Origin of the sequence: Lactococcus formosensis, assembly GCF_037892375.1 — a bacterium.
GTDB lineage: Bacteria > Bacillota > Bacilli > Lactobacillales > Streptococcaceae > Lactococcus > Lactococcus formosensis.
The window spans coordinates 158,170-176,841 of record NZ_CP141721.1; the positions used below are offsets into that span (position 1 = coordinate 158,170).

The 18,672-nt window shown below is 38.6% G+C and carries 15 protein-coding genes, 1 tRNA gene and 1 other RNA gene; 1 reads left to right on the forward strand and 16 read right to left on the reverse strand.

Features of this window, described 5'->3' with window-relative positions:
- Nucleotides 1-46: 46 nt before the first annotated feature.
- From uvrC to ccpA, 9 genes are all read right to left on the reverse strand, one after another.
- Complete coding sequence (gene uvrC / locus VNN39_RS00785) at nucleotides 47-1,825, reverse strand: excinuclease ABC subunit UvrC (protein WP_213495388.1); 1,779 nt, start codon at nucleotides 1,823-1,825, stop codon at nucleotides 47-49.
- Between the two features lie 158 nt (nucleotides 1,826-1,983).
- The gene (locus VNN39_RS00790; protein WP_165711337.1) at nucleotides 1,984-2,766 is read right to left on the reverse strand and encodes a DUF817 domain-containing protein; all 783 of its coding nucleotides are present in this window, start codon (nucleotides 2,764-2,766) and stop codon (nucleotides 1,984-1,986) included.
- A gap of 70 nt (nucleotides 2,767-2,836) precedes the next feature.
- Nucleotides 2,837-4,870: a heavy metal translocating P-type ATPase gene (locus tag VNN39_RS00795; protein WP_338997691.1), complete on the reverse strand. Its 2,034-nt coding sequence runs from the start codon at nucleotides 4,868-4,870 to the stop codon at nucleotides 2,837-2,839.
- 13 nt (nucleotides 4,871-4,883) lie between these two features.
- Complete coding sequence (locus VNN39_RS00800) at nucleotides 4,884-5,207, reverse strand: ArsR/SmtB family transcription factor (protein WP_017368977.1); 324 nt, start codon at nucleotides 5,205-5,207, stop codon at nucleotides 4,884-4,886.
- A 141-nt stretch (nucleotides 5,208-5,348) separates the two neighbouring features.
- Nucleotides 5,349-6,644 carry an adenylosuccinate lyase gene (gene purB / locus VNN39_RS00805; protein ID WP_339007127.1) on the reverse strand — a complete coding sequence of 432 codons (1,296 nt, stop codon included), beginning with the start codon at nucleotides 6,642-6,644 and terminating at the stop codon, nucleotides 5,349-5,351.
- Between the two features lie 111 nt (nucleotides 6,645-6,755).
- Nucleotides 6,756-7,445, reverse strand: a complete 690-nt coding sequence (gene aroD / locus VNN39_RS00810) for a type I 3-dehydroquinate dehydratase (RefSeq protein WP_338997692.1) — start codon at nucleotides 7,443-7,445, stop codon at nucleotides 6,756-6,758.
- A gap of 117 nt (nucleotides 7,446-7,562) precedes the next feature.
- A tRNA-Met gene (locus VNN39_RS00815) sits at nucleotides 7,563-7,636 on the reverse strand.
- Nucleotides 7,637-7,807: 171 nt separating this feature from the next.
- On the reverse strand, nucleotides 7,808-8,008 hold the full coding sequence (locus tag VNN39_RS00820) for a cold-shock protein (RefSeq protein WP_003135419.1): 201 nt from the start codon (nucleotides 8,006-8,008) through the stop codon (nucleotides 7,808-7,810).
- A gap of 204 nt (nucleotides 8,009-8,212) precedes the next feature.
- The gene (gene ccpA / locus VNN39_RS00825) at nucleotides 8,213-9,208 is read right to left on the reverse strand and encodes a catabolite control protein A (RefSeq protein WP_339007129.1); all 996 of its coding nucleotides are present in this window, start codon (nucleotides 9,206-9,208) and stop codon (nucleotides 8,213-8,215) included.
- Nucleotides 9,209-9,410: 202 nt separating this feature from the next.
- Between ccpA and VNN39_RS00830 the strand changes: the two genes are divergently transcribed.
- Complete coding sequence (locus VNN39_RS00830; protein ID WP_017368973.1) at nucleotides 9,411-10,496, forward strand: M24 family metallopeptidase; 1,086 nt, start codon at nucleotides 9,411-9,413, stop codon at nucleotides 10,494-10,496.
- A 42-nt stretch (nucleotides 10,497-10,538) separates the two neighbouring features.
- On the opposite strand, the gene VNN39_RS00835 is transcribed toward VNN39_RS00830, so the two are convergent.
- The 7 genes from VNN39_RS00835 to VNN39_RS00865 all read right to left on the reverse strand — a co-directional run bounded on the left by VNN39_RS00835 (nucleotide 10,539) and on the right by VNN39_RS00865 (nucleotide 18,633).
- Complete coding sequence (locus VNN39_RS00835; protein ID WP_096368541.1) at nucleotides 10,539-10,931, reverse strand: arsenate reductase ArsC; 393 nt, start codon at nucleotides 10,929-10,931, stop codon at nucleotides 10,539-10,541.
- A 357-nt stretch (nucleotides 10,932-11,288) separates the two neighbouring features.
- Nucleotides 11,289-13,136 carry a cell division site-positioning protein MapZ family protein gene (locus VNN39_RS00840; protein WP_339007131.1) on the reverse strand — a complete coding sequence of 616 codons (1,848 nt, stop codon included), beginning with the start codon at nucleotides 13,134-13,136 and terminating at the stop codon, nucleotides 11,289-11,291.
- 21 nt (nucleotides 13,137-13,157) lie between these two features.
- Complete coding sequence (locus VNN39_RS00845) at nucleotides 13,158-14,315, reverse strand: class I SAM-dependent RNA methyltransferase (protein ID WP_338997694.1); 1,158 nt, start codon at nucleotides 14,313-14,315, stop codon at nucleotides 13,158-13,160.
- 57 nt (nucleotides 14,316-14,372) lie between these two features.
- Nucleotides 14,373-14,735, reverse strand: an RNA gene (gene rnpB, locus VNN39_RS00850) — RNase P RNA component class B.
- A gap of 34 nt (nucleotides 14,736-14,769) precedes the next feature.
- The gene (locus VNN39_RS00855) at nucleotides 14,770-15,159 is read right to left on the reverse strand and encodes a cell division regulator GpsB (protein ID WP_019293775.1); all 390 of its coding nucleotides are present in this window, start codon (nucleotides 15,157-15,159) and stop codon (nucleotides 14,770-14,772) included.
- 112 nt (nucleotides 15,160-15,271) lie between these two features.
- Entirely contained in the window at nucleotides 15,272-16,273 is a 1,002-nt protein-coding gene (gene holA, locus VNN39_RS00860; protein ID WP_165711349.1) for a DNA polymerase III subunit delta, read from the reverse strand.
- On the reverse strand, nucleotides 16,270-18,633 hold the full coding sequence (locus VNN39_RS00865; RefSeq protein WP_339007133.1) for a DNA translocase FtsK: 2,364 nt from the start codon (nucleotides 18,631-18,633) through the stop codon (nucleotides 16,270-16,272). Before VNN39_RS00865 ends, holA begins: the two co-directional genes overlap by 4 nt.
- Nucleotides 18,634-18,672: the final 39 nt, after the last annotated feature.

Consider the following 18,672-nt stretch of genomic DNA (forward strand, 5'->3'; position numbering starts at 1 on the left):
ACACTTTCGTAATAAAAAAACTCATTGAGAGTTTTTTATGAAATAATTAGTAATTTTCTTTTTTCAAGACTTCCTTTACCCTTTCAGCGACCTCATAAGGTACGCCTGCTTCAGCGACTTGAGCAACATCAGCCTCAGATATTGCTTTAAGTGACTTGAAGGTCGTCATTAATTTTTGCTTACGTTTTGGTCCAAGCCCTGTAATACCATCCAGTTTTGAAGAAAAGGTATTTTTCCCACGCACTTGCCGATGAAAAGTAATCGCAAATCGGTGGACTTCATCTTGAATGCGTTGAAGGAGAAAGAATTCTTGTGATTGGCGACTCAATGGCACAACTTCCAAAGGATCGCCAAAAAGTAACTCACTGGTTTGGTGTTTATCATTTTTAGCCATACCTGCAACCGGAATGTCTAACCCTATCTCTTGCAGAATAGCCTTGGCTGCATTGACTTGACCTGCACCACCATCCATTGCAATCAAGTCAGGTAAAGCAGTCCCTTCACGCATGGCTCGGCTATAACGGCGCGTAATCACTTCACGCATTGATGCATAATCATCTGCACCTTCGACAGTTTTAATCTTATATTTCCGATAATCTTTTTTGGAAGGCTTACCATTGATAAAGACAACCATTGCCGAAACAGGTGAGGTCCCCATTATGTTAGAGTTATCGAACGATTCAATTCTCACTGGTGTAGGAATGTTGAGAATTTTACCGAGATTTTCGATGGCACCTTGAGTTTTAATCAGGTCTTTTTCGAGGAGGTCAAATTTTAATTGTAACTGTGTACGTGCATTCTTAGTCGCCATTGCTACAAGTTGCTTCTTCTCTCCACGACTTGGTTTGAGAACTTTAGTTTGAGTTACCGCCTCGACAGCCTCTGCATCAATTTCTGAAGGAACTAAAATTTCTTTAGGCACCATGTGTTCAGCTTCTTGATAAAACTGTCCAACATAAGTTAAAAAATCCTCTTCTGCTTCATTGTAATAAGGGAACATATTGACATCACGTTGAATCATTTTACCTTGTCGTACAAAGAAAACCTGCACACACATCCAACCTTTATCTACATAGTAACCAAAAACATCGCGGTCTTTTAAATCGTGGTTCATGACCCGTTGTTTTGTTCTCAAAGTCCCGATAGAATTAATCACATCACGGTATTCTGCCGCTTGCTCGAATTCCATTTTTTCTGAAGCGGCAAACATCCTTGTCTTCAGTTCATTGATGATTTCTTTATCATCACCCGTTAAAAAATGTTTCACTTCTTGAGCCATATCTTTATAAACTTGAGGATCTACATGATTAACGACTGGACAAAGACACTGATGGATATGATAGTAGAAACAAACTTTCTTTTCATGTAAGCCACATTTTCTAAAAGGAAAGATGCGATCTAAGAGACGTTTGACTTCATTGGCTGCTTTGACATCGGGATAAGGTCCAAAATACATTGCCCCATCTTTTTTAACACGCCGTGTAATCATCAAACGCGGATATTTTTCATTTGTAATCATGAGAAAAGGATAATATTTATCATCCTTAAGCATAATATTATATTTGGGCTTATAACGTTGAATTAAGTTAATTTCAAGGACCAGAGACTCAATGTTTGATTCAACAACAATCCATTCTAAATCTTCAATCTCACTGACTAAAAGCTCAGTTTTTGTATTGTGGGAGCCATGAAAATAGGAACGTACGCGGTTTTTCAGATTTTTCGCCTTCCCTACATAGATAACTGTCCCATTTTTATCTTTATGTAAATAGCAGCCTGGGCTATCCGGTAAGAGCTCCAGCTTTGCTTTAATCGTGTTATTCATGGTTTTATTATAGCATATTCTGGAGGGGCTAATCATAAATCGGAACTGTCTGTCGTGCAAGGAATTGTTTCTTTTTGTGATTGCGGCATTGTGCAATGTTTTATAAATCTTCCTACTTAAACAAAAAAGACAAGTTTTACCTTGTCTTTTTTATTAACTTATTTTCTCGATGACTGCTTTAATTTGAGATTAACGACTAAAACAATACTGACAATGACCAGTAAAAACCATGAAGACATTTTCCCAAATCCTACGAGATGCCAGGTTTCTGCTTGATTAGGATACCGGTAAGCATTGAAAAATGAAGCAATATTTTCAGCTATGTAGATAAAGAAGCCAATCAGAGCAAAAGAGAAGAGTGCCTTCATTTTATATCTTTTTCTTCCATTAATACAAAAAGTGAACTGAGTGCGCCAAAAGATTAAGACAATAGCCAGAATAATAAAATACCGTAAATCATGGAAGAAATAATTGGTAAAAAAGTTCAGATACAAAACTGTGGATAAGCCAAAACTAAGCCCTAATGGCGGCCAATATTCCACATTTAGCTGCAACTTTTTCCACGATTGAACAACATAACTCCCGACACTGGCATACATAAACCCCGAGTAAAAAGGGACATTCCAAATTTTTAAGTAAGCCGGCTCAGGGTAGGTCCAACTATGACTGATATTGACTTTAAAAATCTCTAAAATTAACCCTAAGATATGAAACAAGCAAATAATTTTTAACTCTTCAAGTGTTTCAAATTTTAATTTAACCATCAAAACTTGAAACACAAGTAAAGTCACAAAAATTAAATCATAACGTGGGATATTGGGAAAAGTCAATCCACGTGTTATCGCTAAGGTAGCAAAAACGGCAAGTGGAAAGAGACAACAAGCGGCTTGGATTTTTGCAAAGTTGAAAAGCAAAATCACACCGTTTTTTAAACCATTCATGTCCTTATTTTAGCATATTTTCATCTGATAAAAGCAAGCGCAAAAAAACTCCCATCTTGGGAGTTTCATCTTATTTTAAGAGTCTTAAAACATTCAAGATAGCTATGAGTGTTACTCCAACATCTGCGATAACTGCTTCCCACATCGTGGCAATACCAAAGACCGCAAGGACGAGGAAAACGGCTTTTACACCAAGAGCTAAAACGATATTTTGGACCACAAGTCGTTTAGTTTTCTTGGCAATTTTAACAGACTGCGCGATACTTGATGGTTTATCTGTCATTAAGACCACGTCAGCTGTTTCAATCGCAGCATCAGAGCCTAATCCCCCCATCGCAAAACCGATGTCAGCACGCGCAATAACTGGTGCGTCGTTAATTCCATCACCAACGAAAGCAGTAAGACCATCACCTTTTGCAATTACTTGCTCTAACAAAGCAACTTTATCCTCAGGCAAAAGATTAGCGTGATAATCCGTGATGTTCAGTTTTCCAGCAACCTGAGCGGCAACTTTTTCACCATCTCCTGTCAGCATCGTTTGGGAAATGTGAAGCTGGTTCAAAGCCGCAATGGCTTCTTCAGCATCTTCTTTAAGGACATCCGCTACAAGGATAACGCCTTGATATATACCATTTTTAGCAACATAAATCAAAGAACCTAAGGCGTCGCTTTCGGTAAAGTTAACGTTGTACATTTTCATCAGTTTTGCATTTCCGACAAGAATCTCATCACCCTCATAGATTGTACGTGTACCATGACCTGAAATTTCTTCCGACTCTGTTACATTTACTGTATCTAAGTTTTGATTTTCTTTAAGCGCAAGTCCCAAGGGATGGGTGGACTTAAGTTTACCGATAGCTCCCAGATAGAGTAAATCTTCTCGTGCAACCTCTTCTGCTGGAAAAACTTGAGTAACTTTAAAGTTCCCTTGTGTCAACGTTCCTGTTTTATCAAAGAGCACGTGTTTTATCTTGGTCATAGCTTCAAGGTGATTCCCTCCTTTAACTAAAATACCGTTTTTGGATGCAGCGCCAATCCCAGCAAAGAACCCAAGGGGAATGGAAACTACCATCGCACAAGGACACGAAATAATTAAAAACGTAAAGGCGCGTGTTAACCAGTCTGACCAATCTTGCTGGAAGAATAGTGGAGGTACTAGAGCGATTATCGCTGCTGCAAATACCACAACTGGAGTATAGTAGCGTGCAAATTTTGAAATGAATTGTTCAGTCGGTGCTTTATTTTCTTGAGCATTCTCAACGAGATTTAAAATTTTAGATACTGATGATTCCCCAAACGTTTTTTCAACCTTGATCTCCAGCAGACTATTGATATTCAAAAAACCTGAAAGAACTTCTTCTCCTTTGCTTACCTCACGTGGCAGTGATTTACCAGTCAAAGCTGCTGTATTAACGCTTGATTTCCCCGATAATACAAGACCATCAAGTGGTACTTTTTCTCCCGGCTTCACTTGTATAACTTCACCGATATTGACTTCTTCTGGAGACACATCAATAAGTTTTCCTTGGCGCTTAACAGTCGCAACCTCTGGTCGAAGGTCCATCAAAGCTGCAATTGACTTTTTGCTGTTCCCAATCGCACGATCTTGGAAATATTCTCCGACTTGATAAAAAAGCATAACAGCGACTGCTTCAGCGTATTCTCCTAAAGCAAATGCCCCGACAGTCGCAATGCTCATGAGGAAGAATTCATTAAAAATATCTCCTTTAAGCAATTGTTTTATCGCTTTGAGCAAAACACTATGCCCGATTAACAAATACGTTAAGATGAAGAGCGGTGTTTTAAACTGTGGCGCAAAATCTAAAAAGCTTAAAGCTGCCAATAGTAGAGCCGTGACGATAATAATCAACAGCTCATATTTACCTTCTTCTTCACTCTCATCTAAACTCGTATTTAGATTCATTTTCGTGTTGCAACAGGCAGGGTCTGAATCGTCAGAACTCCCTGTGACTTCTGAGCTACTTGAGCCCTCACTCTCCTCAGCAGTCGTAAGAGCTGCTTTGGCTTTGTGATTGAGGCAATTACATGTGTCTTTTACACAGTGTGCATCATGTGTTGCCTTGTTTTGAGTAGATTTAAACATATGAAACTCCTTTTTATTTTATATATGTATCACAATGGATATCTTCTGTTGGGGACCAGTGCATTGACTCAACTGTAGCATCAATGACTTCTAGTAAATGGTTAAGTTCAGGGGTTGTCAAAGAATAATAAATGTATTTTCCTTCTTTACGACTTGTGATTAATCCACAATCACGCAGACATGATAAATGTTGCGAGAGATTCGATTGTCCTGACTTAGTTTCCTGAAGTAACTCTGTTACAGTCATCTCCTTTTCGCGTAATGCTTCAAGGACGATGAGCCTTGTCGTATTGGATAAGGCATGAATTACTTTTTGACGTTTTTCAGTTAAATTCATTATTCATCTCTTTATATTAGTTTATACTAATATGTTATCAAACTCCCTCATATTAGTCAATACTGAATTGTTTAAATCTATTCAAATCTAAATTTTTTGTACAAAAAAATCCTGAACTAAAAAGTTAGGATTTCATTATTTTTACAACCCAAGACGTTCAAAGATGACATCTACACGTGACAAATGATAATTATAATCAAAAGCTGCATCAATATCTGCATCTGTCAGTTTTTCACGGATTTTTTCATTGCTTTCTACCAGTGGGCGGAACATGATTTGTTCGTCCCAAGCTTTTGCTGTCAATGGTTGAACCAAATCGTAAGCTTCTTCACGTGTCATACCTTTTTCAATAAGCATAAGCATAACATGTTGACTATAGATCAATCCAAAAGTTGCATCCATATTACGCTTCATGTTTTCTGGAAATACAGTCAGATTTTTAACAATATTACCAAAACGGTTTAACATATAGTTGATTAATTCAGTTGTATCTGGGGTAATGATACGCTCTGCCGAGCTGTGTGAAATGTCACGTTCATGCCACAAAACAACATCTTCCATGGCTGTCACGACATGTCCACGAATAACACGCGCCAAGCCAGTCATATTTTCAGAACCGATGGGATTACGTTTGTGTGGCATTGCTGAGCTACCTTTTTGACCTTTAGCGAAGAACTCTTCTACTTCACGTTGTTCTGATTTTTGAAGACCACGAATCTCTGTCGCCATACGCTCAATCGAAGTCGCAATCAGTGCCAGTGTACTAAAGTATTCTGCATGCAAATCACGGGGTAATACTTGTGTCGAAATCTCTTGTGGACGAATTCCAAGTTTGCCACATACGTATTCTTCAACAAAAGGTGGGATATTGGCAAATGTACCTACAGCACCAGAAATTTTACCCGCTTCAACTCCTTTAGCTGCATGTTCGAAACGCTCGATATTACGCTTCATTTCAGAATACCAAGTTGCTAATTTAAGGCCAAAAGTTGTTGGTTCTGCATGGACACCGTGCGTACGTCCCATACATACAGTGTATTTGTGCTCACGCGCTTTATCAGCAATAATTTCCAAAAAGTTAGCCAAATCACGGCGGATAATATCATTCGCCTGCTTGTAGAGATAGCCATAAGCTGTATCTACAACATCGGTTGAGGTAAGTCCATAGTGGACCCACTTACTTTCCTGACCAAGTGTTTCAGAAACAGCACGCGTAAAGGCAACCACATCGTGGCGCGTTTCTTTTTCAATCTCCAAGATACGATCAACATCAAAACTTGCTTTTTCACGAATTTTTTTTACATCTTCTGCTGGAATTTCTCCGAGCTCAGCCCACGCTTCATCCGCAAGAATCTCAACTTCAAGCCACGCCTTATATTTGTTTTCATCCGACCAGATTGCCGCCATTTCCGGGCGACTGTAACGATTGATAACCATAGTTCCTCCAAATTTCTAACTTACTATAAATTATACCATTTTGGAGAAATTTTTTCGGGAATTTCTCTAATATTATCAATTTATTGATGAAATATGTGGAAAAGACGAATATTAATTTTCTAAGGCATCAAGGACATCTAGCATCTGAGACAAAGTCAATTGTCCTGGAGCACTTCCTTCATCCTCATCGAGTGCTGCAAAAGTCCATACAGATCCGGTCAATCCTCCGGCAACGCGGGAAATTTTACCCAATTCTCCCATTGCGATTCCGATAAATTTAGGTCCATATTCCATCGTAAAATCACGTGTAATCTGTAGCAAATCCAAAACATCACACTCGCGTTGTGCCGTAATCGCCACTTTTACAAAGCCCGTTTCTTCTTTTTGCATTTTCATCATTCGAGCAGTTAAATCTGTAGGTAACTCAAAAAAGTTATGATAGGACAAGACAATTTTTTCTTTAAATTCAAGCAGCTGTGGTAGGGCTTTTCGATAGGAAAAATATTCGATATCTATATAATCTGGGTCAAATTTGACTACTTTTTTTAAAAGAGTGACATAATCTTTTTTAGAAATTGAGATATTGCCACCTTCATTGGCTGTACGTACAGTGAAAAGCAGAGAAAAATCTTTAAATTTCTCAAAGATAAAAGGCGCAGCCTGAAGAATACTTTCTATATCTCCCAAAAAATCCGCCCGCCATTCAATAATGTCAGCCTTTCTGTACTTTTCTACGTTTAATGCCTGTACTTCCGCCACTGTTGTCGGAAGAACGGGTACTACAATTTTCGTTTTCCTCATATTTTAAGTTTAGCACACATTTGCATGCGTACCAAACATAATCCTGAACGTCACTGAAGATATTTTTTCAATTGAACTAAATAAAAAATTCCTGAAAAACAGGAATCTATATCTCAATTGCGGGAGCAGGATTTGAACCTACGACCTTCGGGTTATGAGCCCGACGAGCTACCTAGCTGCTCCATCCCGCGCTAATAAAAATGGAAGAAATTTGAACTATCCCAAAGTCACGCTATAACTGAGTGGACGAGATCTTCCATTATGGATGTATCCAAATGGTACACCTATTGTAACACACTTTTAGCTAAAGTCCTAATCTTGCACTTTTTAATGAAAAAAGCACTCCCAAGAGTGCTTTAAATTTATGCTTTAGTAATGTTTGATGCTTGAGGGCCACGTTGACCTTGTTCAATATCAAATGTAACTTTTTCGCCTTCTTCAAGTTTACGGAAGCCATCGCTTTGAATTTGAGTGAAGTGTGCAAACACGTCAGTACCATCTTCAGCAGTGATGAAACCAAAACCTTTAGAGTCGTTAAACCATTTTACAGTTCCTTTTGTCATAGTATATATTTTCCTTTCGTCATATTTGTAAATCATTATGTGAAAGAAAACATTAAAAATATATAACTTAGACTAAATTTACCTCTTAATAGTATCATGCTTTATCCTGAAAGTCAAATCGCTTCTCCTCTTCATGGTTAAAACCAAGCTATAACTTACTCTTAGAGACCATAAAAAAAGATACATCACTGTATCTTTTGCTTTTTATTTTGTTGAACCACGATTAATAATTTGGTAAGCGAGGATCAATTGGTTTTCCTCAACCTCTTCCTTGTGCATAAGTTTTGTCAACAAACGCATTGAAACTGCTCCCAAGTCATAAAGTGGTTGATTGACAGAAGTCAAACCTGGATAAGTGTACGCTGTAATTGGGCTGTTTGAACCTGCGATAATTTCGAAATCTTCAGGTACTTTGATACCTTTTGAGAGCAAAGCATTGAGTAAGCCAACTGCTACAGTATCATAAGACACGATGGCAGCATTAATTTTCTTGGCAAGCATTTGTTCTGCTAAAGCTTGTCCATTTTCAAAAGTGTAATTACCTTCAAAGACAAGTGACTCATCAAAATCAATGCCTGCTTCATTCAAAGCTTCTTGATAGCCAACCATACGTTCTGTATTTTCAACTTCTTCCAAGGAACCTGATACGAAAGCAATACGTTTATTGTTTTTTGCCAGTTCAGCAGTTGTTTGGTGTGCTGCAAGATGATAATCGATATTTACAGATGACATTTGTTTGTCAACATCGATCATTCCAGCAAGAACAATCGGTGTACGTGTTGATTTAAGCTGGTTACGGACTTTTTCTGTCATGAAACTGCCCATATAAACAATACCATCAACTTGCTTAGAAAAGAGACTTTCAATAACTTTAAGTTCTTTTTCTTCATCACCATCACTATTTGCGAGAATGACATTGTACTTGTACATTGATGCAATATCATCAATGCCTCGTGCGATTTCAGCAAAATACGGCGACGTGATTGTTGGGAGAACAACCCCAACTGTCGTTGTACGTTTGCTTGCCAGTCCACGTGCAACCGCATTTGGACGGTAGTCCAATTCTTCAATTGCATCAAGGACTTTTTGACGTGTTTTCTCTTTGACGTTGGCGTTACCATTGACTACACGGCTTACAGTAGCCATTGACACGCCCGCAACTCGAGCAACGTCATAAATTGTTGTTGTTGATTCTTCCATTCTTTTTAAACCTCAATTATAATAATCTTTGTCTGTTTTTTATATCTTTTAATATTTATGAAAAGTTTTTCCAAATTTAATTATATCACTTTTTGAAAACCGTTTCAATAATTTTTGGTAGTATATTGTAGATATTGTCGCACATGATTTTTTTCAGAATTTAGCGTACAATAGAGATAATAATTATAGAAAGGTGGATACTATGAGCAAACTCGAACGTATCTCTAATTTTCTGAACGAAAATGAAGTCGACATGACTTTCATCACCAATCCTACGACCTTGAATTATTTGACAGGTCTTGCCATTGACCCGCATGAACGTATTGCTGGTTTGATGGTTTTCCCGGATAAAGCGCCATCTCTCTTCACTCCAGCGTTGGAGGTAGAAAAAGCCAAAGAAAACACTACTGGCTTTGATATTTTTGGCTATGAAGATTCACAAAACCCGTGGGCTGTTGTAAAAGAACATTTGGGATCAAAAAATATCCAAAAAATTGCAGTCGAATTTTCTGACATTCCTTTGTCAAAAACTGAAGGACTTAAATCTCAATTTTCTGGTGTTGAATTTGTCAACTTGACACCATTGGTAGAACGTATGCGTTTGATCAAATCTGCCGATGAAATCGAAAAAATGAAAATTTCTGGGGATTACGCAGATAAATGTTTCGAAATTGGTTTTGAATATGCAAATTCCGATCGTACAGAAACAGATGTTGTTGCCAAAATCGAATACGAAATGAAACGCATGGGCGTACCCCAAATGAGTTTTGAAACTATCGTACTCTCAGGCGCTCGTGCAGCTAATCCTCACGGTATGCCAGAAGATGTCAAAATTCAAGATAATAAACTCTTGCTCTTTGACCTCGGTGTGATGAAAAATGGCTACGCTTCTGATGCTACACGTACTATCTCAATCGGTAAACCTTCTGATTTTGATGCCGATATCCACAAAATCGTACTTGAAGCACAAATGGCTGCTATGGACTTCGTAAAACCTGGTGTATCTGCACTTGAAATTGATAAAGTAGCTCGCGATGTGATTACTAAAGCTGGTTATGGCGAATACTTTGTCCACCGCCTTGGACACGGTATCGGTATGGATGTCCATGAATTCCCATCTATTGGTGGTTCTGAGGACATCATCATCGAAGAAGGCATGTGCTTCTCTGATGAACCTGGAATTTATATCCCAGGCAAAGTTGGCGTACGTATCGAGGACTGTCTCTATGTTACTGAAACAGGATGTGAGCCTTTAACTAAAACAAATAAAGAATTGATGATTTTCTAAAATCATCGAAAAGGAAAAAGCACTGAATCAGTGCTTTTTTTATTAACCAAAGTCCCTTTTTCTTAAAGCAAGTACTTTCGTTTCAATTTGCTGGATAATATCCTTAAAGACTGCGTCACTTTGACCTGTTGGATCTTCTAAGCCCCAGTCTTCCCTATATTGACAAGGAAGATAAGGACATTCAACGTTACATCCCATCGTAATCACAATATCCACAGGTGGAATATCTTGTAAGAGCTTTGATGTTTGTGTTTTTTCCATGTCTATGTCATAGATTTCTTTCATCAAACGGACAGCATCTTGATTAATCTGTGGCTTTGTCTCAGTACCCGCAGAATAAAAGTCAAACTTATCCCCAGCCAATTTTTTCCCCAAAGCTTCTGCTATTTGTGAACGGCAAGAATTATGCACACAGATAAATGCAATTTTGAGCATAGTAACTCTCCTAAACTATTTTTACATATTATACATTATTTTTCAATGGTCTTCACTCAAACTGTACGGAGCTCATGAAAATTCTTGCTGGTATTTAGCTATTTCGGCATAGCTTTTCGCAAACTCTTGTGTTAAATTTTTGAAGAGAGGGTATAAAGCACGGTAGTATTTAAAATTTTCTGGCCTAAAATTGTAAGTTTCCCTCAGGATCAAGAAATGAGAATAATTTAATAATGTGTTTACTACGCGGTTACTGAAAACTTTACATAATTTTTATATGTGTTATATAAAAAAGTCGAGAAAAATAAATTTCTCAACTTTTTTAACTTCTCTGTTATCCACAAAGAAGTTTTTATTTTATCCAAAATCGGTAGGCAAACCTTTCCCATTTCCGAAGAAGTAACCTGTTTTATTGTTTATTGTTAATAAGTAGCTACCATCCGGACGATACAAGTTGAAATAACCTGCGACTTGTCCAGACATATAACCTGAAGTCATTGTGTGAATAGCTACCGGTAAAAGAATAAAATCATTACCTGAGATATAGCCACGTTGACGTGCAATATTTAAGACTTTATCTCTGATACCTGGATTCCAAGTGAATGCTGGATCTTGAGGATTGAGATTTGCTTGGGGTTGAACACGCGCATTCGAATTATCCGGTGTGGCACCTGTTGGATTTTGAGCACCATCAGCTGTTACTGCTGCTGTAGATGAAGCTGCGCCACCTTGAGCAGTATTTTTATCTGCTTGTTGTGCTGGCGTTCCTGCTGTTCCACTTGGTATTTCAGCAGAAGCAGATGTTCCTCCAGCTTGATCCGTGGTTTGATTCGCAGGTTGAGTAGCAGCATTATCATTACTTTGTGCAGCCTTCGCAGCTTGTTCTTCCTTAGCTTTAGCCTCTGATTGCTGTGTTTTCGCTAAGTTGATCGCTTGAGCCAATACTTTATTTAGCTTCTCATTTTCAGTCTTTGGCACTGCAGGTATGCTTACTGCCGCTTTTACTTGAGCTTCCTTATTAAGTTCGCCATCTACAATGGCTGATTTATTAAAAAGGGCGTTAACTTTTTCAACTGCTTTTATTTGTCCTTCGAGCGCATTTACTTTTGTTTCTGCAGTATCAAAATCGCTTCCTTTTAATGTTTTTAGCTTATTTTTCAAAGCTGACAATTGATCAAAGTTAGAATTCTTCAGTACTTGATGATCAGAGTCAGTAAAAAATTCATCGTAAGCCTTATTAAAAGCATTTAAGTTAGCTTTATTTTCCACAGCTGCTTGATTGGCCGCTTTTTCATTATTATTATGATTATAGAGAGCATAGCCTGCACCTCCTGCAGCCAAAAGGATCAGTGCACAAAGTCCAATAATCAAGGGTTTCTTATTTTTCTTTTTCTCTGGTTGCTCTTCTTGCGCAGATGCTTCAGACTCAACTACTGGTGTAACAGGTAAGGGTGTTGGCACTGTTTCACCGGCCACTGGTGTTTTTTCTAGAGGAACAACGATTTCTTCTTGTGGAAGCTTGCCTTCATCAGTAGACGCAGCTTCTTGTTCCACACCATTGATATCTTCTTCTGTTTCTAGTGAATTTTCCAGCTCCTCGTCAACAGTCGACACTGACTCTTCTGTAGGGCTTGTTTCCGCAACTTCTTCCTTTGAGGCAGGAACTTGATTGGAAAGCTCTGGGAAATCTTCTACTTGACTCTCTGTTTCTTCCGCTTGATCAGCCGCACTTTCCTTCTCGGAAAGATTTACTGGAACAGGTATCACAGGAGGCACATCATCAGCAATTTCCACTTCATCAAACTCTGACTTATTCTTTTCTTTGAAGTTTGACTCCTTAGATGGAGCAACTGTTTCTGCTTCCTTACTATCAGTGCTATCAGTTTCCGAAGCCTGTGTCTCTGAAGCCTCAGCTGACTTTTCTTCAACTGAAGTCACTTCTTCTTCAGATTCACCATCCTCTTCTTGATCCATTTTCTTACGCTCAGTTTGGATATATTTTTCTAAAGCCTGATTTTTAACAGCTTCAATCTCTCCACGATGTTGACGAATGTATTTGTCAAGTACGCTTTCGCTTTCACTATTTTCTTTATCTACTCTTTGTGCTTTTTTTACAATTTCGCCTACAGTGAAATCTGAGACGTCGCCTAGTTTTAAGACTTTTTCGCCAGAATTTTTGATATTTTTATCTTTTTCTTCTGTCATTTAGATCTCCATAGCATTTGCTTATTTTTTTATTCTTTTTCCAAAATATTGATACAAGTCCGTACGCAGTGTTCCATTATAGAGTTTACGTTTTTTTGTTGCTTTCGCTCCGTAATGTGTTTCAAAAGCAATATCACTTGTCAGAATATATTTACTCCAAGTTTCGAGTGGTGCAAAAGTAGCACCCATCTCTTTATAGAGCCCTGCAACTGAATCTTCATCTCCCAAACGTTTACCGTATGGAGGGTTTGATACAATAACCCCATCAAGGGCATCTGTATGAAAATCTTGCAGGCGCATCTGTTTATATTTTATCACATGGTCAAGTCCAGCTGCAAGTGCATTTCCTTTTGCAATTTCAATCATTCGACCATCGATATCGAAACCTTGAATATCAAGCTCTAAATCTTTGCGTACTGCTTGTTTTGCTGCTTGCCGTACATCTTCAAAAACTTCTGGCTTCATCCATGACCATGCTTCACAGGCAAACTTACGATTAAGACCGGGTGCCATATTAAGTGCCAACATCGCAGCTTCAATCGTAAATGTTCCTGAACCACATGTAGGGTCAACAAACATACGTTTTGGATTTGCTAGCCAGTTTGTCAACATAATGATCGCTGCTGCCATGTTTTCCTTTAATGGAGCATCGCCTTTTTCAACACGATAACCTCGTTTAAAGAGTGAATCGCCGGTGGTATCAATCATTACTGTTGCATTATCTTTGTGAATCGCAATTTCAATGGAGAAACTTGCACCATTTTCTGGGATGGGTACACCTTCTGGACGATGATAAGCCTTTTGCAATTTCTTCACGATGGCTTTTTTTGTAATTCCTTGGACGCTCGGCTCATTATGTAGAGTTGATTTCACAGACTTTGCTTTACTTACAGGAAAAGCTGAGCCAAAGGGAATATAGTCTTCCCAATCCAGTGCATATACATTTTCAAAAAGCTCGTCAAAAGTACGCGCCTTAAACTCACCCACAACAATCTTTACACGATCTGCTGTACGTAGCCAGGTATTTGCTTGAGCAATCGTTTTTGTATTCCCTGTAAAAAAGACACGAGAGCGATCGTCAATCGTAACATTCTCGACTTCCATATTGCGTAATTCACGAGCCACTAAACTCTCAAGACCTGCTGCAGCAGTCGCCATCAGCTTAAAATTATTTTTCATTTATTCCTTTGTTTCTTTCTAAAAAAAGCTGGGACTAGCCCAGCGTGTCATACAGTTTTCTATAAGCCATGTTTTGTTCAGGTCTTACGACCGTCGATAACCATCTGTCTGGAGAAGAAAAACTTCCCCCTCGACCACGCCTTCATTTCGGCTAGTCAAGTGCCCCGACCATAAGTTTGGGTTGCTCGCTTGAGGGGTTTACCACGTTCCAATCTTACCGTTTCCAGTAAGCCTCGTCTCTTTGGCACTTTTACAGAATACTCATGCATATCAAAGACTTAGCATTTTCTTCAGCCGTTAGGCATGACACTCCTACCTTGGTTTATTGTTTCACCAAGCACAAACACTACGGGCATCGCAGCCCGTGCGAGCATGGACTTTCCTCATGATACCAAAGGTATCACGCAGTTATCCAAAAACTGTTTTTATTTTTCATTAAAATATGAAGGCAGCTTTAAGCTTCTTCACTTGAAGTACTTCCTGGACCAAAAACAGCTTGCTCCAAACGGTTGATACGTTTAAGAAGTTCAAAGTTACTTGGTTGCCCAATTTCTGTTTTTGGTTTATTGATTCGGCTTGAAACCACGCGGCTCATGTTATCCAAACGTTGTGTTTCTTCCAAGTTTGCCTGGTTAGGACGACTTGCTTGAGATTCAAGTTCCACGATTTTTTTCTTCAAAAACTCGTTTTCTTCTTGCAAGCGCAATACCTCTGCTTGAAAAGCTTCGTAATCTTGAATGACGTCATCGAGGAGCTCGTCAACTTCTTCTTTATCATAACCACGCATTTTTGTTCCAAAGTCAGCTTCATAGATATCTTTAGGTGTAAATTTAAATGTTGCCATATCGTCCTCTTTTATCATTTCATATCAAAGTTTTATCATCTTTTATCATAGCAGAATTTTTTTAATTTTTCAAGTCAACTATTGACTGGAAAATATCGGGAGAAATGGCTTGTTATACGTCTTTCAAAGCTAACTTAATCAAGGCTAAATCAAACAAATAATTTGCATCTACTCCTGAGCTTTTTATTTTATAATCAAGCTCGATGAGGGACAATGTAGCTTGCCCCAGAAAGCTTTCCTGCATGTTACGTACTTGCTGGTTTGCTAGTTTGACACGATAAGGGTGGATTTTAAGATGAGAAGTCTGTTTCTGCTCGCTCCAGCCTTTGTTTTGCATCAATTTCACCTGATAATAAAGTCGGAAGGAATTCGTCAAAATAACCAATATTTTGATTAATTCCTCACCTTGTAATGTCAAATCATGGACCAAATCACGTGCTTGCTCCACCTCATTCTTTAAAATTAAGTCGGTCAGTAAAAAGATATTATCTTGGAGAGACTTGGGAACAACTTTTTCGACATCCTCAAGAGTAGTCTCTCTTTCTCCCACATATGTTTTTAACAAGGACAGATTTTGTTTGATTACTGGAAAAGAAAAATTTGATTTTTCAAATACTCTTTGAAGAATATTGCCAGAAAGATCTGTATCTGCAAAAACTCGACTTAACTCTTGAGGTTTCAATTCCTGTGCTTCCAGCAAAGTCGCTTGGCTCTTCAGTTTTTTAGTGAGTTTAAGTCGACTGTCTAACTTTCCGTGCAAAATAAGAATCAACTGCGTCGTTTCAACTGGCTCATTCAAAAAATTTTCAAAACGCACTGTCTGTTTTTCATCAAAAACAGCTTTTTTTACTGTTGTAAGATTTGTGAGATTTTCTAAAATGACCAGCTTTTGCTCAACAAAGAAAGGCAAACTCTCTAGCTCTTCTAAGGCTAGGTTAGCATTGGCATTATTCAGGTCAAAATAGGCCTGTCCTAAGTCTGCATTGTCAAAATGAACATACTCTAGAATTCGACTTTTTAGTTCCTGTACAATGTCTTCTTCTTCACCATAAAGTACCAATATTTGAGGAAGACCTGCTTTTTTTATTTTTTCTAATTCATCAAAAGCGCTCATGCTTCATCAAACTCCTGTCCTTCTAAAAACTCTCCATCTTGGGTAACGAGAACTTTTCGTGGTGTTGTCCCCTTGGCTGGGCCTACGATACCTGCCGCCTCAAGTTCATTCATCAGATCGGAAGCGCGGTTGAAACCGACTTTAAGCGCACGTTGCAACTGGGCAGTCGAGGCTTTTTGAGCAGAAATAACCATATTACGCGCTTCTTCAAACAAGGGATCAGCTGAATTTGCTGGCCCTGCAGTTCCGCGGCTGCTATCTTCTTCAGCTTCACCAGGATCAAAGCTTTCATCATAGTCAGCTTGAGATTGATTTTTAATAAAATTCACGACCGACTCAACATCAGCATCTGATAAGAAGGCACCTTGCAAACGTACAGGATGATTTTCATCAATGGGTTTAAAGAGCATATCCCCACGTCCTAAAAGTTTCTCTGCACCGTTTGTATCAATAATTGTTCGAGAATCTGTCCCACTGGATACGGCGAAAGCGACACGCGAAGGCACGTTAGCCTTAATCAAGCCAGAGATGACATCAACTGATGGACGTTGTGTTGCTAAAATCATATGGATACCAGCTGCACGTGCTTTTTGACCAAGACGGATAATCGCGTCTTCAACTTCCTTGCTGGCTACCATCATCAAGTCAGAGAGCTCATCGACAATAACGACAATCAATGGCAAGGTTTGATATTTTTCATTCGATTGTGCATTGTATTTTTCTATTTTTTCGTTATAGCCTGCAATATTACGCACACCTGCTTGACTAAAGAGCTCGTAGCGGTTTTCCATTTCATCTACCACCTTTTGTAAAGCACGTGATGCTTTACGTGGGTTGGTTACTACAGGAATAAGGAGATGAGGAATATCATTATAAACAGAAAGTTCAACCATTTTAGGGTCGACCATCAGGAATTTGACCTCACTCGGCAGAGCTTTCATCAGGATAGAGGTGATGATACCATTCACAGCAACCGACTTCCCTGAACCTGTAGAACCAGCTACAAGTAAGTGAGGCATACGTGTCATATCAAAAGTACGAATCGTACCATCTAAAGCTTTCCCTAAAGGCAACTCAAGCAAACTGTTTGTTTTTGGTTGGGCATTTTCCCAAAGTTCTCGGAAACCGACAGTCGCAACCTCACTGTTAGGAATTTCGATACCGATAAGGGATTTCCCAGGTATTGGTGCTTCAATACGAACATCCTTTGCTGCCAGAGCTAAGGCTAGATCATCTGATAAGTTGACAACACGAGATACTTTGACACCCGTAGCTAATTTAATTTCGTACTTGGTCACGGATGGACCTACAACAGCAGATTCAACTGTTGCCGCGATTTTGAAAGATTCCAATGTTCGCTCTAAAATTTGAATATTTTTTCGAACATTTTCTCGTTCACCCGCTTGGTTTTTTGTTGGAATTTCTTCCAATAAATCAATCGTCGGAAGTTGATAAAATTCATTGTCAACAGAACGCTCAAAGCTAATCGGCTCTTGGTCATCCTCTACTTCCTCTTGCGGTTGTATAGTCCCCATTTCTTTTGTAGGTGATACTGGCGTATCAGGAATAGCTATAGGGATTTCGGAAAAGTCGGAAGCTGTATTTTCTTCAAACAGGGGTTCGCTTGGTAGTGGAACTTCTTCTTCTTCCATCGCACGTAAGTTTCTTTCAGCTTCTTCTTGAGCTTTGGCTTTTTCTTCTAAGAGTGCTGCTGCTCGTTTTGCTTCAGCACGATCTGCCATACGCGTACGTGTTTCACTTATATTTCTTTTAAGAAAAATACGTAGGCGTGCAATCAAAGCGGGGGCCATAAAATACAGTGCGATAAGCCACAGAATTCCCACGATAATATAAACACCAATTACGGAAAAGAGGGCTTTGGCTGGTCCAAAAAATAAATCTCCTAAAAAACCACCACCCAGAAAATGCGTCACTTGTCCTTTTCTCAAATCAGACATGGCTAAAACTAAAGCATTTTTATTGGGAGAAAGGACATCATATCTCGCATGAAAAACAAGAAGAAGTCCAAAGAAAAAGAGAGCTAAGCCTGGTAAAAAGCGTTTATTTTCACGGAAGAAATCTTTTTTGAAAACCGTCATAAACATGACGAATAAAACGATTAATAAGAAAGTGATTGCTAATGATCCTACAGCCAGACGAGTGACATTATATAAAAAGACACCAAATAAGCCCAAACGTGCTAAAGCAAATAAAATGACAATAAAGCTCCCAAAAAAAGCCGCCATTTTTTTATTAGCCGTCCAAAATTTAGTATTTGATTTTTTTGCTGGTGTTTTCTTTGCTGTTGAACGTTTCGCTTTTGGTTTTGATTTACTTTTTGTTGTTCTTTTTGCGGGCATGTTATTTCTCTGTTCTAAAACTTAATATTACTCTTTATT

Bases quoted from the DNA above. Each gene is read 5' to 3' on its own strand.
- uvrC (WP_213495388.1), bottom strand. From the start codon at position 1,825: ATGAATAACACGATTAAAGCAAAGCTGGAGCTCTTACCGGATAGCCCA.
- VNN39_RS00790 (WP_165711337.1), bottom strand. From the start codon at position 2,766: ATGAATGGTTTAAAAAACGGTGTGATTTTGCTTTTCAACTTTGCAAAA.
- VNN39_RS00795 (WP_338997691.1), bottom strand. From the start codon at position 4,870: ATGTTTAAATCTACTCAAAACAAGGCAACACATGATGCACACTGTGTA.
- VNN39_RS00800 (WP_017368977.1), bottom strand. From the start codon at position 5,207: ATGAATTTAACTGAAAAACGTCAAAAAGTAATTCATGCCTTATCCAAT.
- purB (WP_339007127.1), bottom strand. From the start codon at position 6,644: ATGGTTATCAATCGTTACAGTCGCCCGGAAATGGCGGCAATCTGGTCG.
- aroD (WP_338997692.1), bottom strand. From the start codon at position 7,445: ATGAGGAAAACGAAAATTGTAGTACCCGTTCTTCCGACAACAGTGGCG.
- VNN39_RS00820 (WP_003135419.1), bottom strand. From the start codon at position 8,008: ATGACAAAAGGAACTGTAAAATGGTTTAACGACTCTAAAGGTTTTGGT.
- ccpA (WP_339007129.1), bottom strand. From the start codon at position 9,208: ATGGAAGAATCAACAACAACAATTTATGACGTTGCTCGAGTTGCGGGC.
- VNN39_RS00830 (WP_017368973.1), top strand. From the start codon at position 9,411: ATGAGCAAACTCGAACGTATCTCTAATTTTCTGAACGAAAATGAAGTC.
- VNN39_RS00835 (WP_096368541.1), bottom strand. From the start codon at position 10,931: ATGCTCAAAATTGCATTTATCTGTGTGCATAATTCTTGCCGTTCACAA.
- VNN39_RS00840 (WP_339007131.1), bottom strand. From the start codon at position 13,136: ATGACAGAAGAAAAAGATAAAAATATCAAAAATTCTGGCGAAAAAGTC.
- VNN39_RS00845 (WP_338997694.1), bottom strand. From the start codon at position 14,315: ATGAAAAATAATTTTAAGCTGATGGCGACTGCTGCAGCAGGTCTTGAG.
- VNN39_RS00855 (WP_019293775.1), bottom strand. From the start codon at position 15,159: ATGGCAACATTTAAATTTACACCTAAAGATATCTATGAAGCTGACTTT.
- holA (WP_165711349.1), bottom strand. From the start codon at position 16,273: ATGAGCGCTTTTGATGAATTAGAAAAAATAAAAAAAGCAGGTCTTCCT.
- VNN39_RS00865 (WP_339007133.1), bottom strand. From the start codon at position 18,633: ATGCCCGCAAAAAGAACAACAAAAAGTAAATCAAAACCAAAAGCGAAA.